The sequence below is a fragment of the Flavimarina sp. Hel_I_48 genome, assembly GCF_000733945.1.
Classification (GTDB): domain Bacteria; phylum Bacteroidota; class Bacteroidia; order Flavobacteriales; family Flavobacteriaceae; genus Leeuwenhoekiella.
On record NZ_JPOL01000002.1, the window covers coordinates 3613062 to 3634264 of the forward strand.

Here is a 21203-nt window from a genome sequence, read left to right on the forward strand (position 1 = left end):
TTAAAACCGAAATTCTTTAGCACCGGTCATAGAAATCATAAGAACATATTCATCCTGCTATTTCACAATTGATTTATTACATTTTTGATGGTTCTATTGCGATGTTGTTTTATATATAAACGCTAACTTTCCACATAATGGAATCACAAGAAGTTCATATAGTGGGTGGCGGTCTCTCCGGCCTCATAACGGCGATGCACCTTTTAAAAAATGGTTTTGAGGTGACCGTATATGAGCGTAACCCATACCCCAAGCATAAGGTTTGCGGGGAGTATATTTCAAATGAAGTCCTTCCCTATCTTAAAAGTCTTGGTATTGACCCACAGCGTCATGGTGCGGTAACACTAAAAAAATTGCAGTGTAGTAGCGCAAAGGGCAGGGGGGTGGTCGTTGATCTTCCTCTGGGAGGTTTTGGGCTTAGCCGTTATACTCTAGATCATATTATTTACAAAGAGGTACTTCTGGCCGGCGGAAAAGTTTTAAAGGAACAGGTGGAAAATATTCTGTTTTATGACCATACGTTTGAGATCAAAACATATTCTGGCAAAACATTTAAAGCGGATATTGTTGTGGGAGCTTACGGGAAACGTGCCAACCTTGATATCACGCTTTCGCGGAAATTTATTCAGCAGAAATCACCCTGGATGGCCGTAAAATCGCATTATAAGGCTGATTTTCAGTCAGATTTGGTGGGTTTGCATAACTTTGATGGTGGTTATTGCGGTATTTCAAATGTGGAACACGGCCTCGTCAATGTATGCTATCTTGCACAGTTGAATTCCTTTCAGCAGTATAAAGACCTTACTATTTACCAGGAGCAAGTACTTCGGAAAAATAAATATTTAAATGATTTTTTCAAAAATGCGATTTCCGTTTTTGAAAAACCATTAACCATAAGTCAGATTTCCTTTGATCGCAAAGAACGGGTTGCAAATCACATTTTGATGTGTGGCGATAGCGCAAGTTTAATTCATCCGCTTTGTGGTAATGGTATGGCCATGGCAATCATGGGGGCACGCATTCTAAGTACCTGCATCATAAAAAACCGACAAAATAGAGGTACCCGCCAGGAGCTAGAAAATGCATATACCCAGCAGTGGGAAAACGAATTTAGAGCACGGTTGCAATGGGGCAGAGGGCTACAGCGCATCCTGATAAAGCCAATGGCGGCAAATCTGGGTATAGCCACCATGCAACATACGCCCCGGCTTTTTAAAAAGCTAATAGAACAAACCCACGGAAAAATGGAAAGCGTATGAAAACCCGTATTCTAAAACCAGAACTGATGGATGATCCACAGTTGGAAGAGTCAAAGCTTCATGCGGCTTTACAGGATGTGACCCTGGTCAATAAATGGTTGGGTGGTCAGCAAATTACCTTAGACGGAATAGACTATTTTTTCAAGAAATACCCTCAAAAATCCTATACGATTGCTGATTTGGGCTGCGGAGATGGCGAAATACTTCGGAAAATGGCCGTTTTTTGCCAAAAAAAAGGTATAAATGCGAGTTTTGTAGGTTTTGACCTTAATGCGAAAAGTATCGTCCTTGCCCAAAAGCGGTCTATAGAGTTTCCTGAGATCAGTTTTAGGCAACAGGACATCCTAAAACTTGGCGAGAAAGAGGAAGTTTTTGATATCATGACAAGTACCTTAACCATGCACCATTTTACAGATGAAGAAATCCTGAATTTCCTTCGCTTTTTTGAACAACGTTCCACTTTGGGATGGGTAATCAATGATTTACAGCGAAGCCGGACGGCTGCGGTGCTTTTCCGCGCATTTAGCGGTGTATTTATGAAAACGAAAATTGCACGTTACGATGGCCTTGTTTCCATAGGGCGCGCATTCACAAAAAAAGAATTGATAATTTTCGCCACTAAGCTCGGTTTAGAGCATTATAAACTGAAATGGCGATGGGCTTTTAGATATTTATGGATAGTAGACAGCAAAGCGTAAAAATTGTAGGGGTAACTAAAGAACTACCTCAATTTTCCCGGGAAACACCAGATATAATGCCGTTATTGGACGGTTGGTTGGTAAATAAAGACGAGCGTTTCAAACGAAAAGTAAAAAAGATTTTTGGCAATGCAGCGGTAGATAAGCGCTATAGTATCATGTCACCAGAGGAGGTTTTTTCTGCTACTTCTTTTGAGGAAAAGAATGACATTTATATACGAGAAGTCATAAAACTAGGGGAAAAGGTACTTGACAAAGCCCTAAAAAAAGTACAATGGAACGCTACGGATCTTGACTATATCATCACGGTGAGCTGCACTGGCATAATGATCCCTTCACTTGACGCTTATCTTATCAACAGCTTACAACTGCGTCAGGATGTGGTACGCTTGCCGGTAACTGAAATGGGTTGTGCAGCCGGAATTTCTGCAATGGTATATGCTAATGAGTTTTTAAAGGCCAATCCGGGTAAACGCGCTGCGATCATTGCTGTTGAAAGCCCCACCGCAACGTTTCAGCTTGATGATTATTCCATGGCAAATGTGGTGAGTGCGGCTATCTTTGGAGATGGTGCTGCCTGTGCCTTACTTTCTTCTCACGAGGAAGATCACGGCCCACAGATTGTTGATACTGGGATGTATCATTTTTATGATGCGGAGCAGATGATGGGATTCAGTCTTACGAATATGGGACTTAAAATGATACTTGATCCTGCTGTTCCCGATACTATTGCTGAACATTTCCCTATGATTATCCATCCGTTTTTAGAGAAAAACGCACTAAAAATTGAAGATATTGACCATTTAATTTTTCATCCTGGCGGAAAAAAAATTGTGCAAACGGTGGAAGCGCTTTTCGGTGAAATGGGTAAAAATATAGATAACACTAAAGAGGTTCTTCGCCTGTACGGCAATATGAGCAGCGTTACCGTTTTGTACGTTTTAGAACGTTTTATGGAACGCGGCATGCAGCCGGGCGACCACGGACTTATGTTGAGTTTTGGCCCTGGCTTTTCCGCGCAGCGGGTTTTACTGAAATCCCCTGATTGAAAAAAGACGATTATAGGCTGTTTCTTATTACTTATCATTTTATGGATTACTATTTATGAGCACCAGAAATTTCAATACAGAAGAAAAAAATAATTACTGGGCACTTATTCTGGGAGGAAGTTCAGGATTGGGTCTTGCCTCTGCAAAAAAATTAGCTGCTCACGGTATGCATATTTGCATAGTACATAGAACACGGCGCAGCAAATTGGCCGTCTTTGAAGCAGAAAAACAAAGTATACGTTCTTATGGAAATCAGGTGACTGATTTTAACTGTGACGCCCTTGATCCTGTAGCGCGCGAGAAAATACTTGATTTTTTAAAAAAGGAAAAAGCACGGGTTTATGTTTTATTGCACAGTATAGCAAAGGGAAATCTTAAACCAATATATTCAGAGGAAAAGGTTGAAAATACGCTTAATGGGAAGGATTTTTCATTAACGGTAGATGCAATGGCGATAAGTCTATATGACTGGAGCAATGTTTTGAGGAATGCCGGGCTATTTTCTGATAAAGCCCGCATACTTTCATTTACCAGTATGGGCAGTCGCAAACCGCTTCCCAACTATGCCGCGGTTTCCACTGCAAAAGCTGCCCTGGAGGCGATCACGCGAAGTCTCGCTTACGAGTTGGCACCACTGGGCATAACCGCAAACTGCATACAGGCCGGCGTAACAGATACCGAAAGTTTGCGTCTAATTCCCGGTAACGAACGTTTAAAGCAGGAAGCCCTAAAATTAAATCCAAATAACCGCCTTACCACGCCAGAAGATGTTGCCGCGGTAGTGTATTTATTATCCCTGCCAGAGGCGCGGTGGATCAATGGGGCTATCATCCCGGTAGATGGTGGGGAGCACTTATTGTAGATTACCTTCCCTATGGACAAATAATTTTACAAATAGCATTGTAATTTTCAGTCTTGTGTTAAGTGTTTAAGCGAAATTTTCTATTTTATATACCAATAGATAACCAGAATAATAAATGAATAATGAGAATAGATTTAAGAAGTGATACCCTGACCCGTCCTACGCCAGCAATGCTAGATGCTATGATGACCGCAAAAGTGGGGGATGATGTATATAAGGAAGATCCCACGGTAAATGCACTTGAAGAAAAAATAGCAGATCTTTTTGGCATGGATTCCGCTTTATATTTTCCTACCGGAAGTATGACCAATCAAGCGGCTATTAAAATGCACACCCAGCCCGGTGAAGAACTTATTGCCGATAAATATGCCCATATTTATAATTATGAAGGGGGCGGTATCTCCTTTAACAGTGGAGTTTCCTGTAGGCTAGCCGATGGAAAGCGTGGAATGATCACTGCAGATCAGGTGAAAACGTGTATAAATCCGCCAGATTTCTATCATAGTCCGCTTACTTCCCTGGTCTGTCTTGAGAATACGACCAATAAAGGTGGCGGAGCATGTTATGATTTCAGTGAAATTTTAGAAATTAGAAAAGTGTGCGACGATCATGGCCTGGGCCTTCACCTTGACGGTGCGCGGCTTTGGAATGCGCTGGTAGCCACGGATGAATCTCCTAAAGACTATGGGAAAGTTTTTGATACCATCTCGGTATGTCTTTCCAAAGGCTTGGGAGCTCCCATGGGTTCGGTTCTCGTAGGAAAGAAGGAACTAATGAAAAAAGCGATGCGAGTACGCAAAGTCCTGGGTGGTGGTATGCGACAAGGTGGTTATATGGCCGCTGCCGGTATTTATGCAATTGATAACCACTGGCAGCGTATGGAGGAAGATCATCAACGCGCTAAAGAACTTTCTGAGCTATTGAATAAACATGAAGCGGTCGCTAGTGTTGATCCCGTGGAAACAAATATCCTTATATTCAATTTAAAGCAGGGTGTTGATGAAAGTTCTTTTTTAGAATCTTTAAAGAAAAATGATATTTATATCAGTAATCTTGGTCCTGGCAAACTACGTATCGTGACACATTATGATTATACTCAGGAAATGCATGAAAAACTGCTTGATTTCTTTAAAAATCAAACGATTTTCGCTCAATAAATACTGTTTATTTACCTAAAAAGCCATTTTATGAGATTAAATATATCCCTACTACTTTTATTAATAGGTCCATTGATATATGCACAACAACTGGAAGAGCCCGTGATTGTTCCGTTTCAATTATCACCTAACGGACATATTATGATAAGTGCAAAAATAAATGGTGTGGAAGGCAATTTTATTTTTGATACAGGAGCCGGGTTACATTTATTGACCAAAAAATTTGCGGATAAGGTTAAAAATTTAAATAAAACCCAACATTTTTATACAGGTCACCGCGCCACCGGTGAAGCATTGGAAATTGATTTATGGAAAGCCGAAAGTTTAACTATAGAAACATTGAACTTAAAGAATCAGATTGTTGCTGTATATGATATTGATTTTCCACTGGATGGATTAATTTCCCTCACGTCATTTAAAGAGCGTGCGGTAACGATAGATTATAAGGAGAAACATCTTGTTTTAGAAACACAGAATTCGCTTGATAAACGCGAAAAAAAATCCGCTTTTCAAATGCCTTTGCAGATTACTAATGTTCGGGATATCGAGATAGGTATTTCAACAGCAGTTGTGGTCAATGATAGTTTGGTACTTGATGTGGGATTAGATAGTGGTGCAGGCAATGATGTATATCGCTTTAACGCGCGTTATATGCCGATTTTAGGAGTTGATTCCACTACGATAGATAATCAGTTTAGGCCCAGTTATTTCAACCCTGAAGAGGGAAATATGTATTATACAACAACACTATCAAACCTGAGCAATTCTGGCAAAAATGTGGATAAAAAACAATTTAAAGCTACCTTTATACAAGGATTGCTTTATGAGGGGATTATGAGTATTAACTGGATAGGTGAAGTACTTACCATTGATATCGCAAACAAAAGATTACTTGTTCAATAAATCAATTATTAAAATTTCAAATTATGGTCAATAATAGACGTCATTTTATTAAAAAAAGCGCTGCTGGGGTATTGGGCGGCAGCCTTTCTTTCTTTTTTCCAATGGAACTTATAGCCGCAATGCGGAAAAATGTAAGTCCTAATGATCGTATACAGGTTGGTTTAATAGGATGTAAAGGTATGGGTTTTTCTGATTTAAGTTCTATGCTGAAAATCAACGAAATCGATGTCGTTGCGCTTTGTGACATAGACGATAGTGTACTTGCAGAACGAACTAAGGATCTTGAAAAAGCAGGCATAAAACCGCCTAAAAAGTATAAAGATTACCGAAAATTATTAGAAGATCAAGATATTGATGTTGTCATCATTGGTACTCCAGACCATTGGCATTGTTTGCAGCTTATGGATGCCCTTGAAGCAGGTAAAGATGTGTATTGTGAGAAACCCATCGCAAATACCATTGAAGAAAGTATGCTCATGCGGCAAAAAGTCAATGGTAGTGATAAAATCGTGCAAATAGGGCAGTGGCAAAGGAGCCAGCCCCATTTTAGGGAAGCTATAGATTACGTCCATTCGGGAAAATTGGGGAATATTCGGTTGGCAAAAGCATGGGCGTATCAAGGTTGGATGCAATCCATTCCTGTACTTCCAGATGCGCCCGTTCCTCAAGGGGTAGACTACGATATGTGGCTTGGTCCCGCTCAGCAGCGTCCATTTAATCCCAACAGATTTCATTTTAACTTTAGATGGTTTTGGGACTATGCCGGTGGTCTCATGACAGATTGGGGCGTCCATCTGCTTGATTATGCGCTATATGGTATGAAGGCCGGAACGCCAAAATCTGTTATGGCCATGGGAGGTAAATTCGCGTACCCAGATGATGCCGCTCAAACCCCAGATAGTTTGCAGACTGTTTTTGAATATGATGATTTTTCTATTTTATGGGAGCATGCCACGGGTATAGATAACGGTAATTATGGGCGTGATCACGGGATTTCATTTATTGGCAACAATGGTACTTTAGTTTTAGATAGGAACGGTTGGGAAGTAATCCCAGAAGTAGGTCACGATAGTTGGAACAAATTAAAAGATCAACCAAAACTAGAGCGTATTCCTCTTCAAAAAAGTTCGGCCAGCGGGCTTGACTTGCATACAGTAAACTTTATTGATGCAGTTCAAAGTAGAGATGCTTCTAGCCTCAACGCACCTATTCAAGTAGGTTATGACGCAGCACTCATAAGCCACTTTGGCAATGTTGCCTATAGGACAGGAGATAGATTGTACTGGGATACGGCCAAGAAGCGTTTCACTGACAACGAGGCCAATAAATATGTCAAAGCCAAGTACCATAATGGATGGGAGTTACCTAAAATTTAAATAATTCGCTTATTCCGTCAAAAATCAGGAATTATATATAGCAAAATAAAGAAGACTTATTCCTTTTCTCACGTATGTGTTGAGAGTATATGTCTTAAATAATATAGATGTACTGCTAAGGCGCTATAGTTTGCTTGCGGTATAGTGTTATACCTATATTATAGAAATTGGGACGCTTCGGTTTTGTTCCGTAAACTTCTAAATAATAGAATCCCGGATTAAAACATTTGTTTTAATCCGGGATTCTATTATAAAAATATTTCCGTTTAACGGAAACCCTGACTATTAGTTTTTAATAAACTTGATTACTTTCTTAGAAGATGCATCTTTTACAATCTCAACAAAATAAATACCCGTCTGTAGAGAACTCGTTTCAAGAGTATATGAGGTATCAAAGGCGTTATATTTTTTAGAAATCAATGTTGCCCCGTTTATATTTTTGACAGCTATCTCTAGGGAACGCTCCGTATCACCAATTCCTGTAAGGGTAATATTATCTTTAGTGGGATTTGGATATACTGTAATGGATTCCCCAAAACGATCTCCATTAGAAAGATTTGCATCTTCTTCAATAGTACTTAGCGTTGTTTCTGGCTCTATGCGCAAGAAGCGTGTATTATCCCTTAGATCTGATTCGCTATAACCACCATTTGCTACTATTAATTTATCATCAAAAATTCCCGCTACAGGAGCCAATAGTCGTTCTGGGAGTTCGCAACGCTGCGTCCATTGATCAATAGCTGGATCGTATTCTGTAATATCATCGAAAAAGAAAATACCGCGACGACCTCCTATAATTATAATTTTACCATTATGGACAAGGGTACACGGTTCAAAATGAGAACGGTCTGCGAATAAATTTCGTTTCCGTGTCCAGGTATCAGTTGCAGGATCATAAACATGAAGGTAGCGCAAGTACTGTTTTTCATAATCGTGGCCGTATTGACCACCAATTGCATAAATAAGACCATTAACAGTAGCCGCGCTCAAGTGGTTTCGTCCATAAGGTAATGGAGCAGCAGGAATCCAACCTGCGGCAAGATTTTCGGGGTCTAGTACGTAGTGTTCATCAACATCTGTGGTACGATCTGGTAAAAGGCCACCAAAGAAATGGATTTTACCATTTGCATATGCTGCAGCACCTGATCCACGCGGTGCGGGTAGGGATGGTCCTGCCCTCCAGGAATCCGTTGAGGTACTGTAGATTTGAACCTTAGCTGTTGCGACACCTGGATTGTTACCAATAAAACCGCCTATAAGCCAAACATCGTCATTAACTTGGGCTTTCCCCATATGAGTTGCGGGAAATGGCATAGGAGCACCTGTAGTCCAAGTATTATTTTTCACATCGTAAATTTCAGTCACACCCGTAATAATAAAATTATCGAGAAAACCTGCAAACGAGTATAATTTATCTCCTACAGTAGCAGATTGTGCTTCAAGCTTTTTTAGTTTACTGGGAGCTAATTCTGTCCATGCACAAGGATCTTGTCCCTCTTCACCAAGTTCACCATTGCCGTATAACTGAATACCGCAAAGTTGGGGTCTGTTTACAGTGGCGCCAAAATTTAAATTGAGTTCGCCATCGCTTACATTGACAGTATATGTTCGCGTGAGGGCAGTTCCCGTGCCCACTTCTTTGGTAATATCAAAACCTTCAATTGCACTCTCGTTCTCTAGTTTGTAATTGAAAACACGTTTTCCTATTCCGCCTGGCCCACTTTTAGGAGCACCAAACCACAATTCAGCGAAATGCAATTTGACCTGATAGGTACCATTAGTTACTGGAAATGCATAGCTAAAATTGCCCTGATCATTGTTTGTGCTACGTTCAGATTTATAAAGTGCCTGTATATTCGTGTTTTTGATTTCGTTAAAGGTAGTAGTGCTGGTTTTGGAAGAGCCCGTAGTGTATGCATCCTTCTGAAATACAGTACCGTTTAGGGTTAAGCTAGGACCCCCTACATTAAAGCTAGCCATTAGTGGAAATTCATCTTCCTTACGCTCATTTTCTTTGAAAACTTCGATCGCCGCAATTTTTGGACGATCTTTAGAGGCACTAAAGTCAATGTTTAGAATCCCGTCTTTAACAGATGTACTATATGTTTTTATTGAAGCTGTCATAGTACCCAACTCCTTGATCATATCTAAATCTACCAGTTTAGCTTTATTTTCAACATTTACACTGAAGATGCGTTTGTTTACGCCTCCTGAGCCACCACCCGGAACACCCCAGTAGATTTCGGCAAAATGGAGCGCAACACGATATTCTCCATTTTTTACCGGTATGGCGTAGCCAAAACTTCCCTTATCAACACCTGCTGAACGCTCAGATTTGTAAAGTTCGTCTTCCGTAGTATTTTTGATATCTTCAATTTGTTGATTTTCAAATACTGAGGTTTTCCCCGTAAAGTAAGTATCGGCAAGAAAATTTTTTCCATTTACAACGAGGGCAGAGCTTCCGGCATTTATACGAGTTACCGCTGTATCATCAACCGGATCTACTTTGATGATCTCGATGGCAGAAATTTTAGGTTCGTCTTTTGTGGATGTGAGATCTATGTTTAACTTACCATCTCTAACATTTACGCTATAAGATTTGATTAGAGCGGTTTCTGAACCCACTTCTCTTATAATATCCAGGTCTGACAACCTCTTTTGATTTTCAATGGAAATATTGATGAGCCGTTTTCCTTTGCCTCCTGAGCCACCTCCCGTTGCGCCCCAGTAAATTTCGGCAAAATGGCATTTAACTTTATAGTTGCCATTTTCAACAGGGATAGTATAGGAAAATCCACCACTGCCGGTACCTGTAGATCGCTCTGACCTGTAGATTGCATCTTTCTCAGTATCATGTATGGCAGGAATACCATAATTTGTATACTTTCTTCCACCATTAAAATAGCTATCTGCACTAAAGCTCATACCATCAATTTCGATTTGCGGTCCGCCCGTATTGATACGTATTGCTTCTGGTTCATTAGCCTCTGGTTCTTCAATAATTTCCAGTGCAGAAAGTTTAGGTTGGTCTTTAGAGCCGATAAAATCTATATTGAGGATACCATCTCGTACAGTGACCAAATATTCTTTTTGCAGGGCATTCATAGTTCCCACTTCTTTAATGATATCAAGACTGTTGAGAACTTTTTGGTTTTCTAAGGTTGCGCTAAAAACACGTTTGCCATTGCCACCAGAACCGCCGTTTGTGGATCCCCAATAAATTTCAGCGAAATGAAGTTTAACCTTAAATGTTCCATTTGGAACGGGTATGGCATAATTAAAGGTATTTTTATTGGCAATCGTACTGCGTTCAGTCAAATAAAGGTCATCGCGAGTGGTATTCCCTATATCCTTGATATGGTCATTTTTAAAAGTTTTACCATCACCCTTGTAGTAATTATCTTTGATGAAATGTTCATTCCCATACCGTATCTCATCACCACCACTATTAATCCGTAACACAAAAGGATCATCCTTAATCTCTGAAGTAGTATCAGATGTGTCATTTGTAGAAGGGTTATTGGATATGTTAGAGAAAGACGTCACTGAAGTGAAGGAGGTGACCGTAATGGTAAATAAAAGAATGTAATTTGAAAAAAATCTCATTTTTTGGGGGTGTAATAGTTTTGAATATAATAAATGCTTAGAATACTTCGTTTTCTATTTTCAGTAAAAACAGTGCGAAGATAACTGAAAAATTTTCCTACAAATATTTTTTAGCTAAAACGCACATTTCTTTGATTAAGTGATAATTTTAAGCTATAAAATTTTAGAATGTCAGCAAAGTGTCTTATGTACAGAGTAAAGAAAAGCATTTTCAATTTGTTTTGAATTAATAAAAATTGACTGCTATCAAAGGTTTGTTATAGGTATATATCCCTTGATTTTACGAAAAATGTAAAAAGGAAATGAATTAGCGTAGGGCTTATTTCAAATTTATTATTCATCTTTGCGCCGTATTTGAAAAATAAATTCAATGAATGTTAACTCTTTTAAAGAGCTTGAAAGCAAGCATGTTCTGGTTACAGGTGGTGCAGGCTTTATAGGTTCCAATCTGGCTGAAAAGCTAATAGATTTAGGTGCTCATGTCGTATGTCTTGATAATTTTGCTACAGGTCATCGTAGAAATTTAAACAGACTTATTAATAATGAGCGTTTTAAGCTTATTGAAGGAGATATACGCGATCTTGAAACTTGTAAAAAAGCCTGTGAGGGGATTGACTTTGTTTTGCATGAAGCAGCTCTGGGCTCTGTTCCTCGTTCACTTAAAGATCCTATTACAAGCAATGATGTAAATGTGGGAGGTTTTCTAAATATGCTAGTGGCCGCAAAAGAGGCAAATGTTAAACGTTTTGTTTATGCGGCAAGTTCATCAACGTATGGCGATTCTAAAGCATTGCCAAAAGAAGAAGATAATATAGGTAAACCGTTATCCCCTTACGCGATTACAAAATATGTCAATGAACTATATGCTGATATTTTTCATAATGCCTATGATTTAGACACTGTAGGATTGCGTTATTTCAATGTTTTTGGAAGAAAACAAGATCCTAATGGAGCCTACGCGGCTGTTATCCCTAAATTTGTTATGCAGCTAATGGCGCATGAATCACCGGTTATAAATGGAGATGGAAACTTTTCAAGGGATTTTACTTACATTGATAACGTGGTGCAGATGAATTTGCTTGCACTTACTGTTAAAGATTCAAAAGCACTAAATCAGATATACAATACTGCATTTGGAGAGCGAACGACCCTTAATGAGCTCGTTGTTGCCTTAAAGAAAAACCTATGCAAGTTTGATACAAAGATTGCTGATATTGACCCGACTTATGGTGAGAACCGGGCAGGGGACATACCACATTCCCTTGCGTCTGTGGACAAAGCCAAGAGGTTATTAGGTTATGCGCCAGAATATGACATCCAAGAAGGACTGCAGGAGGCTGTTACCTGGTACTGGGAAAATTTAAGTGATAAAAAATAATACCCCATTTTTATAAATTTGAATATTACAAAATGAAAGAAATTAAAATCGCTATTATAGGTCTGGGCTACGTGGGACTTCCTCTCGCACGATTATTTGCTACTAAGTATGCAGTTGTTGGCTTCGATATTAATCAAAAAAGGATTGCATCGTTACAAAAAGGGCACGATGATACTCTAGAAGTTGAAGATGATGTGCTACAGGGTGTAATGAAGAAAGGGTCTGACGACAAAAATGGCCTTTATTGTTCTGCACAGCTTGAGGATATTGAGGATTGTAACTATTATATTGTTACTGTCCCTACTCCAGTAGATAAAAATAACAGACCAGACCTCACTCCCCTTTACAAAGCCAGTGAAACAGTAGGCAAAGTGCTTAGCAAAGGTGACATTGTTATCTATGAATCCACGGTTTATCCAGGAGTTACGGAAGAAGATTGCGTTCCTGTTCTTGAACGCCAAAGTGGATTGAAGTACAATACTGATTTTTTTGCTGGTTATTCCCCAGAACGTATAAATCCAGGTGATAAAGAACATACAGTTGATAAGATACTTAAGGTAACATCAGGATCAACACCTGAGGTTGCTGAGAAAGTAAATGCATTGTATGCAACGGTCATTACAGGAGGGACATATCTTGCAGCATCAATAAAAGTTGCGGAGGCCGCGAAAGTAATAGAAAATTCACAACGCGATATTAATATCGCTTTCGTAAATGAACTTGCTAAAATCTTCAATCTTATGAAGATAGATACTTCCGAAGTTCTTGCAGCGGCTGGTACAAAATGGAATTTCCTGCCTTTTAAGCCTGGTCTAGTGGGTGGGCATTGTATAGGTGTAGATCCCTACTATTTAGCACAGAAAGCTCAGGAATTTGGTTACCATCCAGAGATTATTTTAGCCGGAAGACGTCTTAATGATAGTATGGGACAATATGTAGCTTCTGAAATAATTAAACTAATGGTGCAGAAGGATATTAAAATAAAGGCTTCTAAAGTATTGATTTTAGGTTTTACATTTAAAGAAAATTGTCCTGATGTTCGCAATACACGTGTAGTTGATGTGGTTGAAAGTTTGAAAGAATTCGGGGTTGATATTACTATTTTTGACCCTTGGGCAAGTTCAGAAGATGTACATCATGAATATGGTCTTACAACAACCAAGCAAAAACCTACAGATAAATTCGATGCAGTTGTTCTTACAGTCGCGCACAACGAATTCCTAGCAATGGACCTGAAAGATTTTATGAAGGATGAAGCAGTCCTTTACGATGTAAAATCTATTTTGACAGAGCCTGTTAGTGGACGTCTATAAATCTAGTAAAGAAATAATATATTAATTTAAATTGATTAAGCACTATTTTGTTTACTGACTTATCTTTTGTTTATTTATGCTGTTTGCGTATTGTCTATGTTTGGTGTGAACCGTTAAATAAGAATAAATAAAGATTTATGTGATCTTTTTCAAAAGATAATAAACGGGAAGTCTGCACATCTAATACACTTGCTTTCAAGTTTAAGTAGGAGGGTTCTGAGGTTAACTTTATCATTCTAATATAAGCTTCAAATTGCAACGATATGTATCTTTGAAAATTATCGTTACTTTTAAACCCCGCAAATCATACTATGAATATTGACGATTATAAATTTACTACAACGCTTTGAGTCAAATTAAAAAGGGCGCTGCGCTCAATTACATAAATATTGTTTTGACCAACATCGTTGGTCTGGTTCTTACTCCCTTCATAATTTCCCAACTGGGACAATCTGAATATGGATTGTACATTATGGTGGGTGCACTGGTCAGTGGTTTATCTGTTTTAGACATTGGTATTGGTAATGCTGTGGTGCGTTTTACTGCTAAGTATAGAGCTGAGGAAGATAAAAAAGGTGAAGAGAACTTCTTAGCCACTGTCTTTTACATATATACCGCGATTTCTTTAATCATCTCCATCGCAGGTATCGTACTCTATTTCAATCTGGATTTGCTATATGATCAGACCTTCACCTCGGAAGAGTTAAGGAAGACAAAAATCATGTTTGCTATACTTATATTCAACCTTGCACTAACCTTACCTGGAAGTGTTTTTGGTGCATATTGCTCAGCCTATGAGCAATTTGTATATCCTAAAACGGTTAAAATAACGAGGTATATAATTCGTTCGCTACTTGTAGTGGGTATCTTAATGTATGGTGCCGGCGCTATTAGTCTTGTAATAGTTGATACTTTAATGGGAATTAGCGTAGTGGTTGCAAATGCCAATTATTGCTTTAAGAAACTTGATATAAAGATTAAATTACATAGTCTTCAAAAATCCCTTATTTTCAGTATTTTTTCATATTCGATTTGGATATTCGTTTTTGCAATCGTGAGTCGCTTACAGTGGCAGGCGGGTCAAATAGTGCTAGGTACTGTAGATAGCCCTGCGGTGGTAGGTATATTTTCGGTAGGTGTGACCTTAGGTACATATTACGGGGCCTTTTCAACAGCTATCTCAAGTGTGTTTTTACCTCGTGCCACAAAAATGTTTGTAAAGAGTGCTAGTGGTGAGGAGCTTACAGATATGATGATCAAAATAGGTAGGATTTCATTATTGGTTTTGTTCTACATTCTTATCGCATTTTTCCTCTATGGAGAGCAATTTGTATATTTATGGGTGGGATCTACCTATACTGATACTTTTTCCGAAATTTATTGGATCGCTGTATTGATCATGCTAGCTTATACAATACCATTAGTACAAAATTTTGGAAACGCAACACTTGAAGCTCAGAATAAATTACGTTTTAAGGCTATATTATATCTTGTATTTGCAGTACTAGGCGCTGGATTTGGATATTACTTAGCACAGTCTTACGGTGCAATAGGTATGATCTGTGGTACTATTAGTGGATGGGTCGTTGTTCAAATAGTAATGAATTTTTATTATCATAATGTTATTAATCTTAATATTATAAGGTTTTTTAAAGAATTAGCCCATAAAATTTTGCCAAGTGCACTTGTTGCATTGGCCTTAGGTTATGCTATACGCTATATACCGGGCGAAGGATGGTTGAATTTTGTGTTAAAGGCCGTTTTATTTAGTATTTGCTATATGGGCATTATTTATAAGTTTGGTACTATTCCCTACGAAAAGAACCTCTTTCAAAATTCTTTTAATACGCTAAGAAAAAATAAATTTTAAAAAGTGGAAAGTTTTAAATTATTAAATATCTCTTTTAGTCTTGAAGGTCGAAAGATTAATTACGAGTATGAATATAGTAAAGGACTATCTTTTTACTTTGTAGATAAACATAGATATTATACTACCTACGATACTGATATTTCAGACACACCACGTTCCTTAGCTATAATTCCATTGTTGGCTAATATAATGCCCATTTCTTGGTTGGTAGGATTTGATGTGTATGTGGATGAAATTGATGAAAATTTTGAATCCTCTTTAAATGTTCTAAAAGAGCAATTTAAAGGATTTCACCCTGATAAGGAACTCGGTGGGAAATTGCATTATAATAAAAAAGTAAAAAATGTCATCAATAATGATGGTGTTGCTCAGCTTTTTAGTGGAGGTTTGGATTCTTGGGATACTTTTACGCGTAATTATGATAAAGATCCATTTCTTATCTCTATTCACGGCGCAGATGTTCCTATAAAGGATACGGCAACATGGGAAAAGTTTAAGCGTTTTAATTCTCAGGAACCTATAGTAAATCAGGACAAGCTACATTATATCGAAACCAATTTACGGGACTTTTACACCTATAAATTGGATGTTTTGGCAGATCTTGGCTGGTGGGGAACTGTACAACATGGCATGGCCCTTATAGGGGTCTTAGCACCACTAAGCTACAAATTTGGCTTTAGGTTTATAAATATTGCAGCTTCGGCAACCTCGGAAGTTACTTATACCTGGGGATCTTCTCCAAAGATTGATGAAAATATGCTCTGGGCAAACACGGTGGTATATCATGAAGGGTATCACCTAAACAGAACCCAAAAGGTTGAAAATGTTGTTGATTTTGTTAAAAGTCAGAATGTTCCACTCAAATTGAGAGTTTGCTATTCAGACTTACGGGATGGCTATAATTGTAATATTTGTGCCAAATGTCAACGTACCATTCTAACCCTCATATTGCTTAATGAAGATCCTAAAAAATACGGTTTTCATATCGTTAAAGATTTCTATAAAAGACTTATGGATAATTTTAACGATGAAACTGTAATGACAGAGGGTGTCAAATATCAATGGCAATGTCTTCAGGACATGGCAAAAAAATCAACTGATTTTTTTGTAGCCTATGATCAGGAAAAAGAGGCTAAAGGTATTGCAGATTTTGCTGCGATAGATCTTGATGAAGTAGTAAATAAGAATGCTAGTAGCGTAAATAGAAAAAAACATTTAAAGTTTATTCTGCGTAAGAAATTCTCAGGCCTTTATAATATATATCAAAGATTAAAAAAGTAAAGTCATAACTTATGAAATACGGTTTATTAACATACACGGGACAGCATACTTATAATGTAGGTGATTATGTTCAAAGCCTTGCTGCAAGACAGTATTTGCCAAAGGTAGATCTACTTATGAATCGCGAAAAACTAGGGGAGTATAAAGGCGATCCTATTAAGCTTATAGCAAATGGATGGTGGACCCACAATATTCATCACTGGGTACCTAGTGAAGCTATAGATCCATTATTTGTATCTTTTCATATGAATAATACTGCCGCTCCATTTATGTTAAGCGAAAAGGGTATTGCATATCTTAAAAAACACGCTCCAATAGGTTGTAGAGATAAATTTACAGCACAGATTTTGAATGAAAAGGGTATTGAAGCTTATTTTACCGGCTGCCTAACCCTGACACTTGATAATTACAAAGTGGATGATTCGCTTAGAGGTGACGATATCTATATTGTAGATCCTTTCTATAACTATCCTAACAGCTCAGATATCACGGCAAACTTGAAGAATGCTGCACGCGGTGTAGTGAGTGGCGATATATTTAATCTTGGGAAGATCAACAAGACTTTAAAAAAAATCATAGATCCTGAGCTTTTAAAATCCGCCAATTATGTAACTCAGGTATTGCCAGAAGGAAAGCAAACTGATGAAGAAAAATTCGCTTACGCTGAGGACTGTCTTAAAAAATATGCTAAAGCTAAACTTGTAATCACTTCACGTATACATGCTGCTTTACCATGTCTTGCAATGGGAACTCCAGTAATATTTATGAATGCCTTCAACTCTTTTGTTGACACTTGCAGATTTGATGGAATTTTGGAATTATTCAATCGTGTTGACGTTGCTGATGATGGTAGCTGGACGACTAATTTTGATCTAAAGGGCAAAATTAACAAGGATACCATGGTAACCAATTATGGATTACACACAAAACTTGCAGAACCTTTAAAAGAGAAGTGTCGTGCCTTTATTGCTTCCGAAAAAAATGCCGAGAAATAAAAATCTATGCGTTTACTTTATATAACCAATCAAATCTGTGGTTCTGGCGGTCTTGAGAGAGTACTTTCAATAAAAGCCAGTTATTTAGCTGATGTTTTAGGTTATGAGGTTCATCTTATCACATTAAATCAAGGGAAAGCATCACTTTTCTATAAGTTTAGTGAGAAATTGCAATACCATGACATAAGTGTAAAGGGAAATGCGCTAAGTTATACATATAGGTATGTATCAAAAATCAACCAAAGTATAAAGGAAATCGAACCAGACATAATTTCGGTTTGTGATGATGGTTTAAAGGGAATGCTGCTGCCCTTGGTAGTAAACAAGGATATAGCTAAAATCTATGAAAGGCATGTTTCAAAAAATATTGAGATAAAAAGCGAAACCCCAACCTTATTTCAGCGTCTTAAAACGCGTCTGGTATTCTCCTTGATGCATTATGGAGCTAAAAAGTTTGATCGCTTTATCGTATTGACTAAAGGGAACGCCAAAGAGTGGAAACTATCCAATATTCAGGTAATTTCTAACCCTCTTTCCTTTTATCCCGAGCTGCCCTCAAATTTAGAAGGGAAAAAAGTACTCGCCGTGGGTAGGCATGCATTTCAAAAAGGTTATGACAGGCTCTTACAGAGTTGGAGTCTTGTAAATAATTCTGGAATAGGGAATTGGAATCTGAATGTTTATGGGAAAATTGACAACGCATTAGGGTATATTAAGCAGGCACAGGAAATGGATATAGAAGATTCTGTTTCCTTTCATAATCCTGTTAAAAATATAGAAGAAAAATATCTTGAATCATCCATTTATGTTATGTCCTCCCGTTACGAAGGATTTGGGATGGTTCTCATAGAGGCAATGGCTTATGGTATACCTTGTATTTCTTATGATTGTCCGTATGGTCCAAGTGATATTATAACAGACGGTAAGGATGGTTTTTTAGTTCCAAACGGGGATATTGAAGTTTTCTCTGAAAAATTGATTCTTTTAATGAACAATGAGTCTCTAAGGAAAACAATGGGAGAGAAAGCCAGAAGCAAAGCATTAAATTATTCTCCAGATCAAATTATGCCTATTTGGGATAATTTATTTAAAAATCTTATACATGTATCCTGAAGTAGTTAATAAGAGAATTCTTTTAATACTTCCTTACGGTAGTGTAGGGGGTATGGAGCGTCTTGCACTAACGTTTTATGAATATTACAAATCCTTGGGTTTTGTGGTAAAAGCAGTTAAATTTATAAAACTGGAGAGTGATATTATAAATTTTTATGAGGATGAAATTTTCCTCAGTTCTAAAGATTTTAGTGATATGTCCTCCTTTGAACGCTACGCATTTTATTTAAAAAGCCCTATTGCCCTTAGAAAAGTTATTAAGAATAATGCCATCACTCATTCGATTGCATTTGGGGATATGGCTAATTTATTCAGTTCACTTACTTTTACAAAAGAATTTAAGATAGGGAGCATACATGCATTAAAAAGTGTAGAGTTATCAAGTTCAACTCCTTTTAACCATTTAATAAAGATGGGGTACAAATCGAGTTATAAGCATTTAAATAAACTGGTATGCATAAGCAAATCCATTAATAAGGATTTAGTCGAAAATTGTGGATATCGATTTAAAAATATTGAGGTTATATATAACCCTCATGACATAAAGAAAATAGTTACGCTTAGTGAAGAAGCAATAGATGATAGTCAGGAGTTTGAGCTATTTAGTAAAGCTTCAATACTATTTCTGGGTAGGCTTTCGGTACAAAAGGCTCCCTGGCATTTGATCAATTCCTTTAAGTTAGTTGTGAAATCGCATCCTGACGCTAATCTTGTTTTCATAGGGGACGGGGATTATCAGGTTTCAAACTATATAAAAAAGCTTGCAAAATTTTTAGAAGTAGATAATAAGATATTCTTTTTAGGAAGAAAGAAAAATCCATACAAATATCTTAAAAAGGCAAGTTGCCTGGCTCTTACATCTAATTATGAAGGAACGCCAAATGTTATTGTAGAGTCTATCGCCTTAGGAACTCCTGTAATATCCTCTTTTTGTACAACGGGTATACTGGAATTAATGGCTATTGATGACACCCTCACGTACAACAATGAAGGAATTTTAAGGACAGATGCCGGAACGATAACTCCTAATTTTTATGAAGGTACACTAGAAGTTCCTCAGTCATTACCAGATCATCCTTCCAAAAAGGAAATATTATTTGCAGAAGGCTTGAAAGAAATTTTAAGTGCTCAGGAGATTGAAAATACAGCGGTTAAACAGCAACAACAACTTTTAAATAAATTTAATCTTGAAATTATTGCACAGCAATATCTCAATTAATTTATCTCAAGTTAACTGGTTATAATTATAATTCATGATTGATTTTATACCTCTTGAGTATTACTCTAAAATTTATATTAACTTCTGTTTGCTATTGGTCGTATTAACAGTAGTTCATGCTTACCTGCTTGACCTTGATGATAAAAGAAATCTAGTTTATTTAAATATCACAGGCTATACCTTACTTGTATTTATTGTTATTTACATGGGTTGGCGTCCTGTAAGTGGTAAGTATTTTATAGATATGAGTACTTATGCGCATCATTACCGTTATTATCAAGCCGGTAATCCCATCATTTCGCAGAAGGATGTCTTTTTCCATATTTTTATGTTGACCTGCTCTAAGATCATGACGGTCAACAATTTCTTTTTGGTTTGCGCTATGGTCTATATCTTACCCATGTATAGGGTGTCAAAAAAGCTCTTCAAGGAATATTGGTTTTATGCATTTTTGGTTTTTATCGTCTCCTTTCAATTTTGGCCATACGGAGTAAATGGAATTAGAAACGGAATGGGAACATCGCTGTTTTTGTTGGGTGTCTCTTTTTATGATAAGAAATTTTGGATGGGCATAGCATTATTATTTGCTGTTCTCGTGCATCAGAGTTTATTGCTTCCCGTTCTGGCGTTTCTCGGGACTTTCATTTATAATAAGCCTAAATCTTTCTTGATAGGTTGGCTTATAACCATTCCCTTATCTCTAGGGGCTGGAAGTGTTTTTGAAACCATATTCACGGCTATGGGATTTGCCGAAGATCGCCTGGGTGCCTATCTCAATGGGGAAGAGTCTTCTGGGGGTTTCCGTTTTGATTTCCTTCTTTATAGTGCCTCGGCTGTTTTTACAGGTTGGTACTTTATTTTTAAAAGAGATTTTAATGATAAAGTGTACAATCATATATTCAATACCTATTTATTGATAAATGCCTTTTGGATTTTAGTCATAAGGGCCAATTTTTCTAACCGTTTTGCATATTTGTCTTGGTTTATGATTGGCCTGGTAATTATATATCCATTCTTAAAAGAGCGATTCTATATTTATCAGCATGTCGTCATAGGTAGGGTATTGCTTCTTTATTTTGGTTTCACGTATTTCATGTATACCATCTATTACTAAAATTCATTAC

The 21203-nt window shown here is 37.5% G+C and carries 16 protein-coding genes; 15 read left to right on the plus strand and 1 reads right to left on the minus strand.

The window, feature by feature from the left end:
* Positions 1–137: 137 nt before the first annotated feature.
* The 7 genes from P162_RS15670 (at position 138) to P162_RS15700 (ending at position 7304) form a co-directional block, all read left to right on the plus strand.
* On the plus strand, positions 138–1259 hold the full coding sequence (locus P162_RS15670) for an NAD(P)/FAD-dependent oxidoreductase (RefSeq protein ID WP_031428710.1): 1122 nt from the start codon (positions 138–140) through the stop codon (positions 1257–1259).
* Positions 1256–1957 (plus strand): methyltransferase domain-containing protein, encoded by a 702-nt coding sequence (locus P162_RS15675; protein WP_031428712.1) that lies wholly within the window; start codon positions 1256–1258, stop codon positions 1955–1957. Before P162_RS15670 ends, P162_RS15675 begins: the two co-directional genes overlap by 4 nt.
* Positions 1933–3006 carry a type III polyketide synthase gene (locus P162_RS15680; RefSeq protein WP_031428713.1) on the plus strand — a complete coding sequence of 358 codons (1074 nt, stop codon included), beginning with the start codon at positions 1933–1935 and terminating at the stop codon, positions 3004–3006. Before P162_RS15675 ends, P162_RS15680 begins: the two co-directional genes overlap by 25 nt.
* A gap of 55 nt (positions 3007–3061) precedes the next feature.
* The gene (locus tag P162_RS15685) at positions 3062–3868 is read left to right on the plus strand and encodes an enoyl-ACP reductase (protein WP_031428714.1); all 807 of its coding nucleotides are present in this window, start codon (positions 3062–3064) and stop codon (positions 3866–3868) included.
* Positions 3869–3990: 122 nt separating this feature from the next.
* Positions 3991–5025: a threonine aldolase family protein gene (locus P162_RS15690; RefSeq protein ID WP_031428715.1), complete on the plus strand. Its 1035-nt coding sequence runs from the start codon at positions 3991–3993 to the stop codon at positions 5023–5025.
* A gap of 30 nt (positions 5026–5055) precedes the next feature.
* Positions 5056–5928 (plus strand): retropepsin-like aspartic protease, encoded by an 873-nt coding sequence (locus P162_RS15695; RefSeq protein WP_031428716.1) that lies wholly within the window; start codon positions 5056–5058, stop codon positions 5926–5928.
* A gap of 23 nt (positions 5929–5951) precedes the next feature.
* Entirely contained in the window at positions 5952–7304 is a 1353-nt protein-coding gene (locus P162_RS15700; protein ID WP_031428717.1) for a Gfo/Idh/MocA family protein, read from the plus strand.
* 285 nt (positions 7305–7589) lie between these two features.
* Here the strand turns inward: P162_RS15700 and P162_RS15705 are convergent, their stop codons facing one another.
* A complete protein-coding gene (locus tag P162_RS15705) occupies positions 7590–10910 on the minus strand; it encodes a malectin domain-containing carbohydrate-binding protein (RefSeq protein ID WP_031428719.1) in 3321 nt (1106 codons plus the stop codon).
* A gap of 370 nt (positions 10911–11280) precedes the next feature.
* Here P162_RS15705 and P162_RS15710 point away from each other — a divergent pair, with 370 nt between their 5' ends.
* The 8 genes from P162_RS15710 (at position 11281) to P162_RS15745 (ending at position 21193) form a co-directional block, all read left to right on the plus strand.
* On the plus strand, positions 11281–12288 hold the full coding sequence (locus P162_RS15710) for an SDR family oxidoreductase (protein WP_031428720.1): 1008 nt from the start codon (positions 11281–11283) through the stop codon (positions 12286–12288).
* A gap of 32 nt (positions 12289–12320) precedes the next feature.
* Positions 12321–13601, plus strand: a complete 1281-nt coding sequence (locus P162_RS15715; protein WP_031428722.1) for a nucleotide sugar dehydrogenase — start codon at positions 12321–12323, stop codon at positions 13599–13601.
* A 346-nt stretch (positions 13602–13947) separates the two neighbouring features.
* Positions 13948–15471, plus strand: a complete 1524-nt coding sequence (locus P162_RS15720) for a lipopolysaccharide biosynthesis protein (RefSeq protein ID WP_035917141.1) — start codon at positions 13948–13950, stop codon at positions 15469–15471.
* A 3-nt stretch (positions 15472–15474) separates the two neighbouring features.
* Positions 15475–16752 carry a hypothetical protein gene (locus tag P162_RS15725; protein WP_031428725.1) on the plus strand — a complete coding sequence of 426 codons (1278 nt, stop codon included), beginning with the start codon at positions 15475–15477 and terminating at the stop codon, positions 16750–16752.
* A gap of 11 nt (positions 16753–16763) precedes the next feature.
* Complete coding sequence (locus tag P162_RS15730) at positions 16764–17747, plus strand: polysaccharide pyruvyl transferase family protein (protein ID WP_031428726.1); 984 nt, start codon at positions 16764–16766, stop codon at positions 17745–17747.
* 6 nt (positions 17748–17753) lie between these two features.
* Positions 17754–18860: a glycosyltransferase family 4 protein gene (locus P162_RS15735; protein WP_031428727.1), complete on the plus strand. Its 1107-nt coding sequence runs from the start codon at positions 17754–17756 to the stop codon at positions 18858–18860.
* Entirely contained in the window at positions 18850–20079 is a 1230-nt protein-coding gene (locus P162_RS15740; protein ID WP_031428728.1) for a glycosyltransferase, read from the plus strand. The genes P162_RS15735 and P162_RS15740 overlap by 11 nt, the downstream gene beginning before the upstream one ends.
* A 34-nt stretch (positions 20080–20113) precedes the next feature.
* A complete protein-coding gene (locus P162_RS15745; RefSeq protein WP_031428729.1) occupies positions 20114–21193 on the plus strand; it encodes an EpsG family protein in 1080 nt (359 codons plus the stop codon).
* Positions 21194–21203 lie beyond the last annotated feature (10 nt).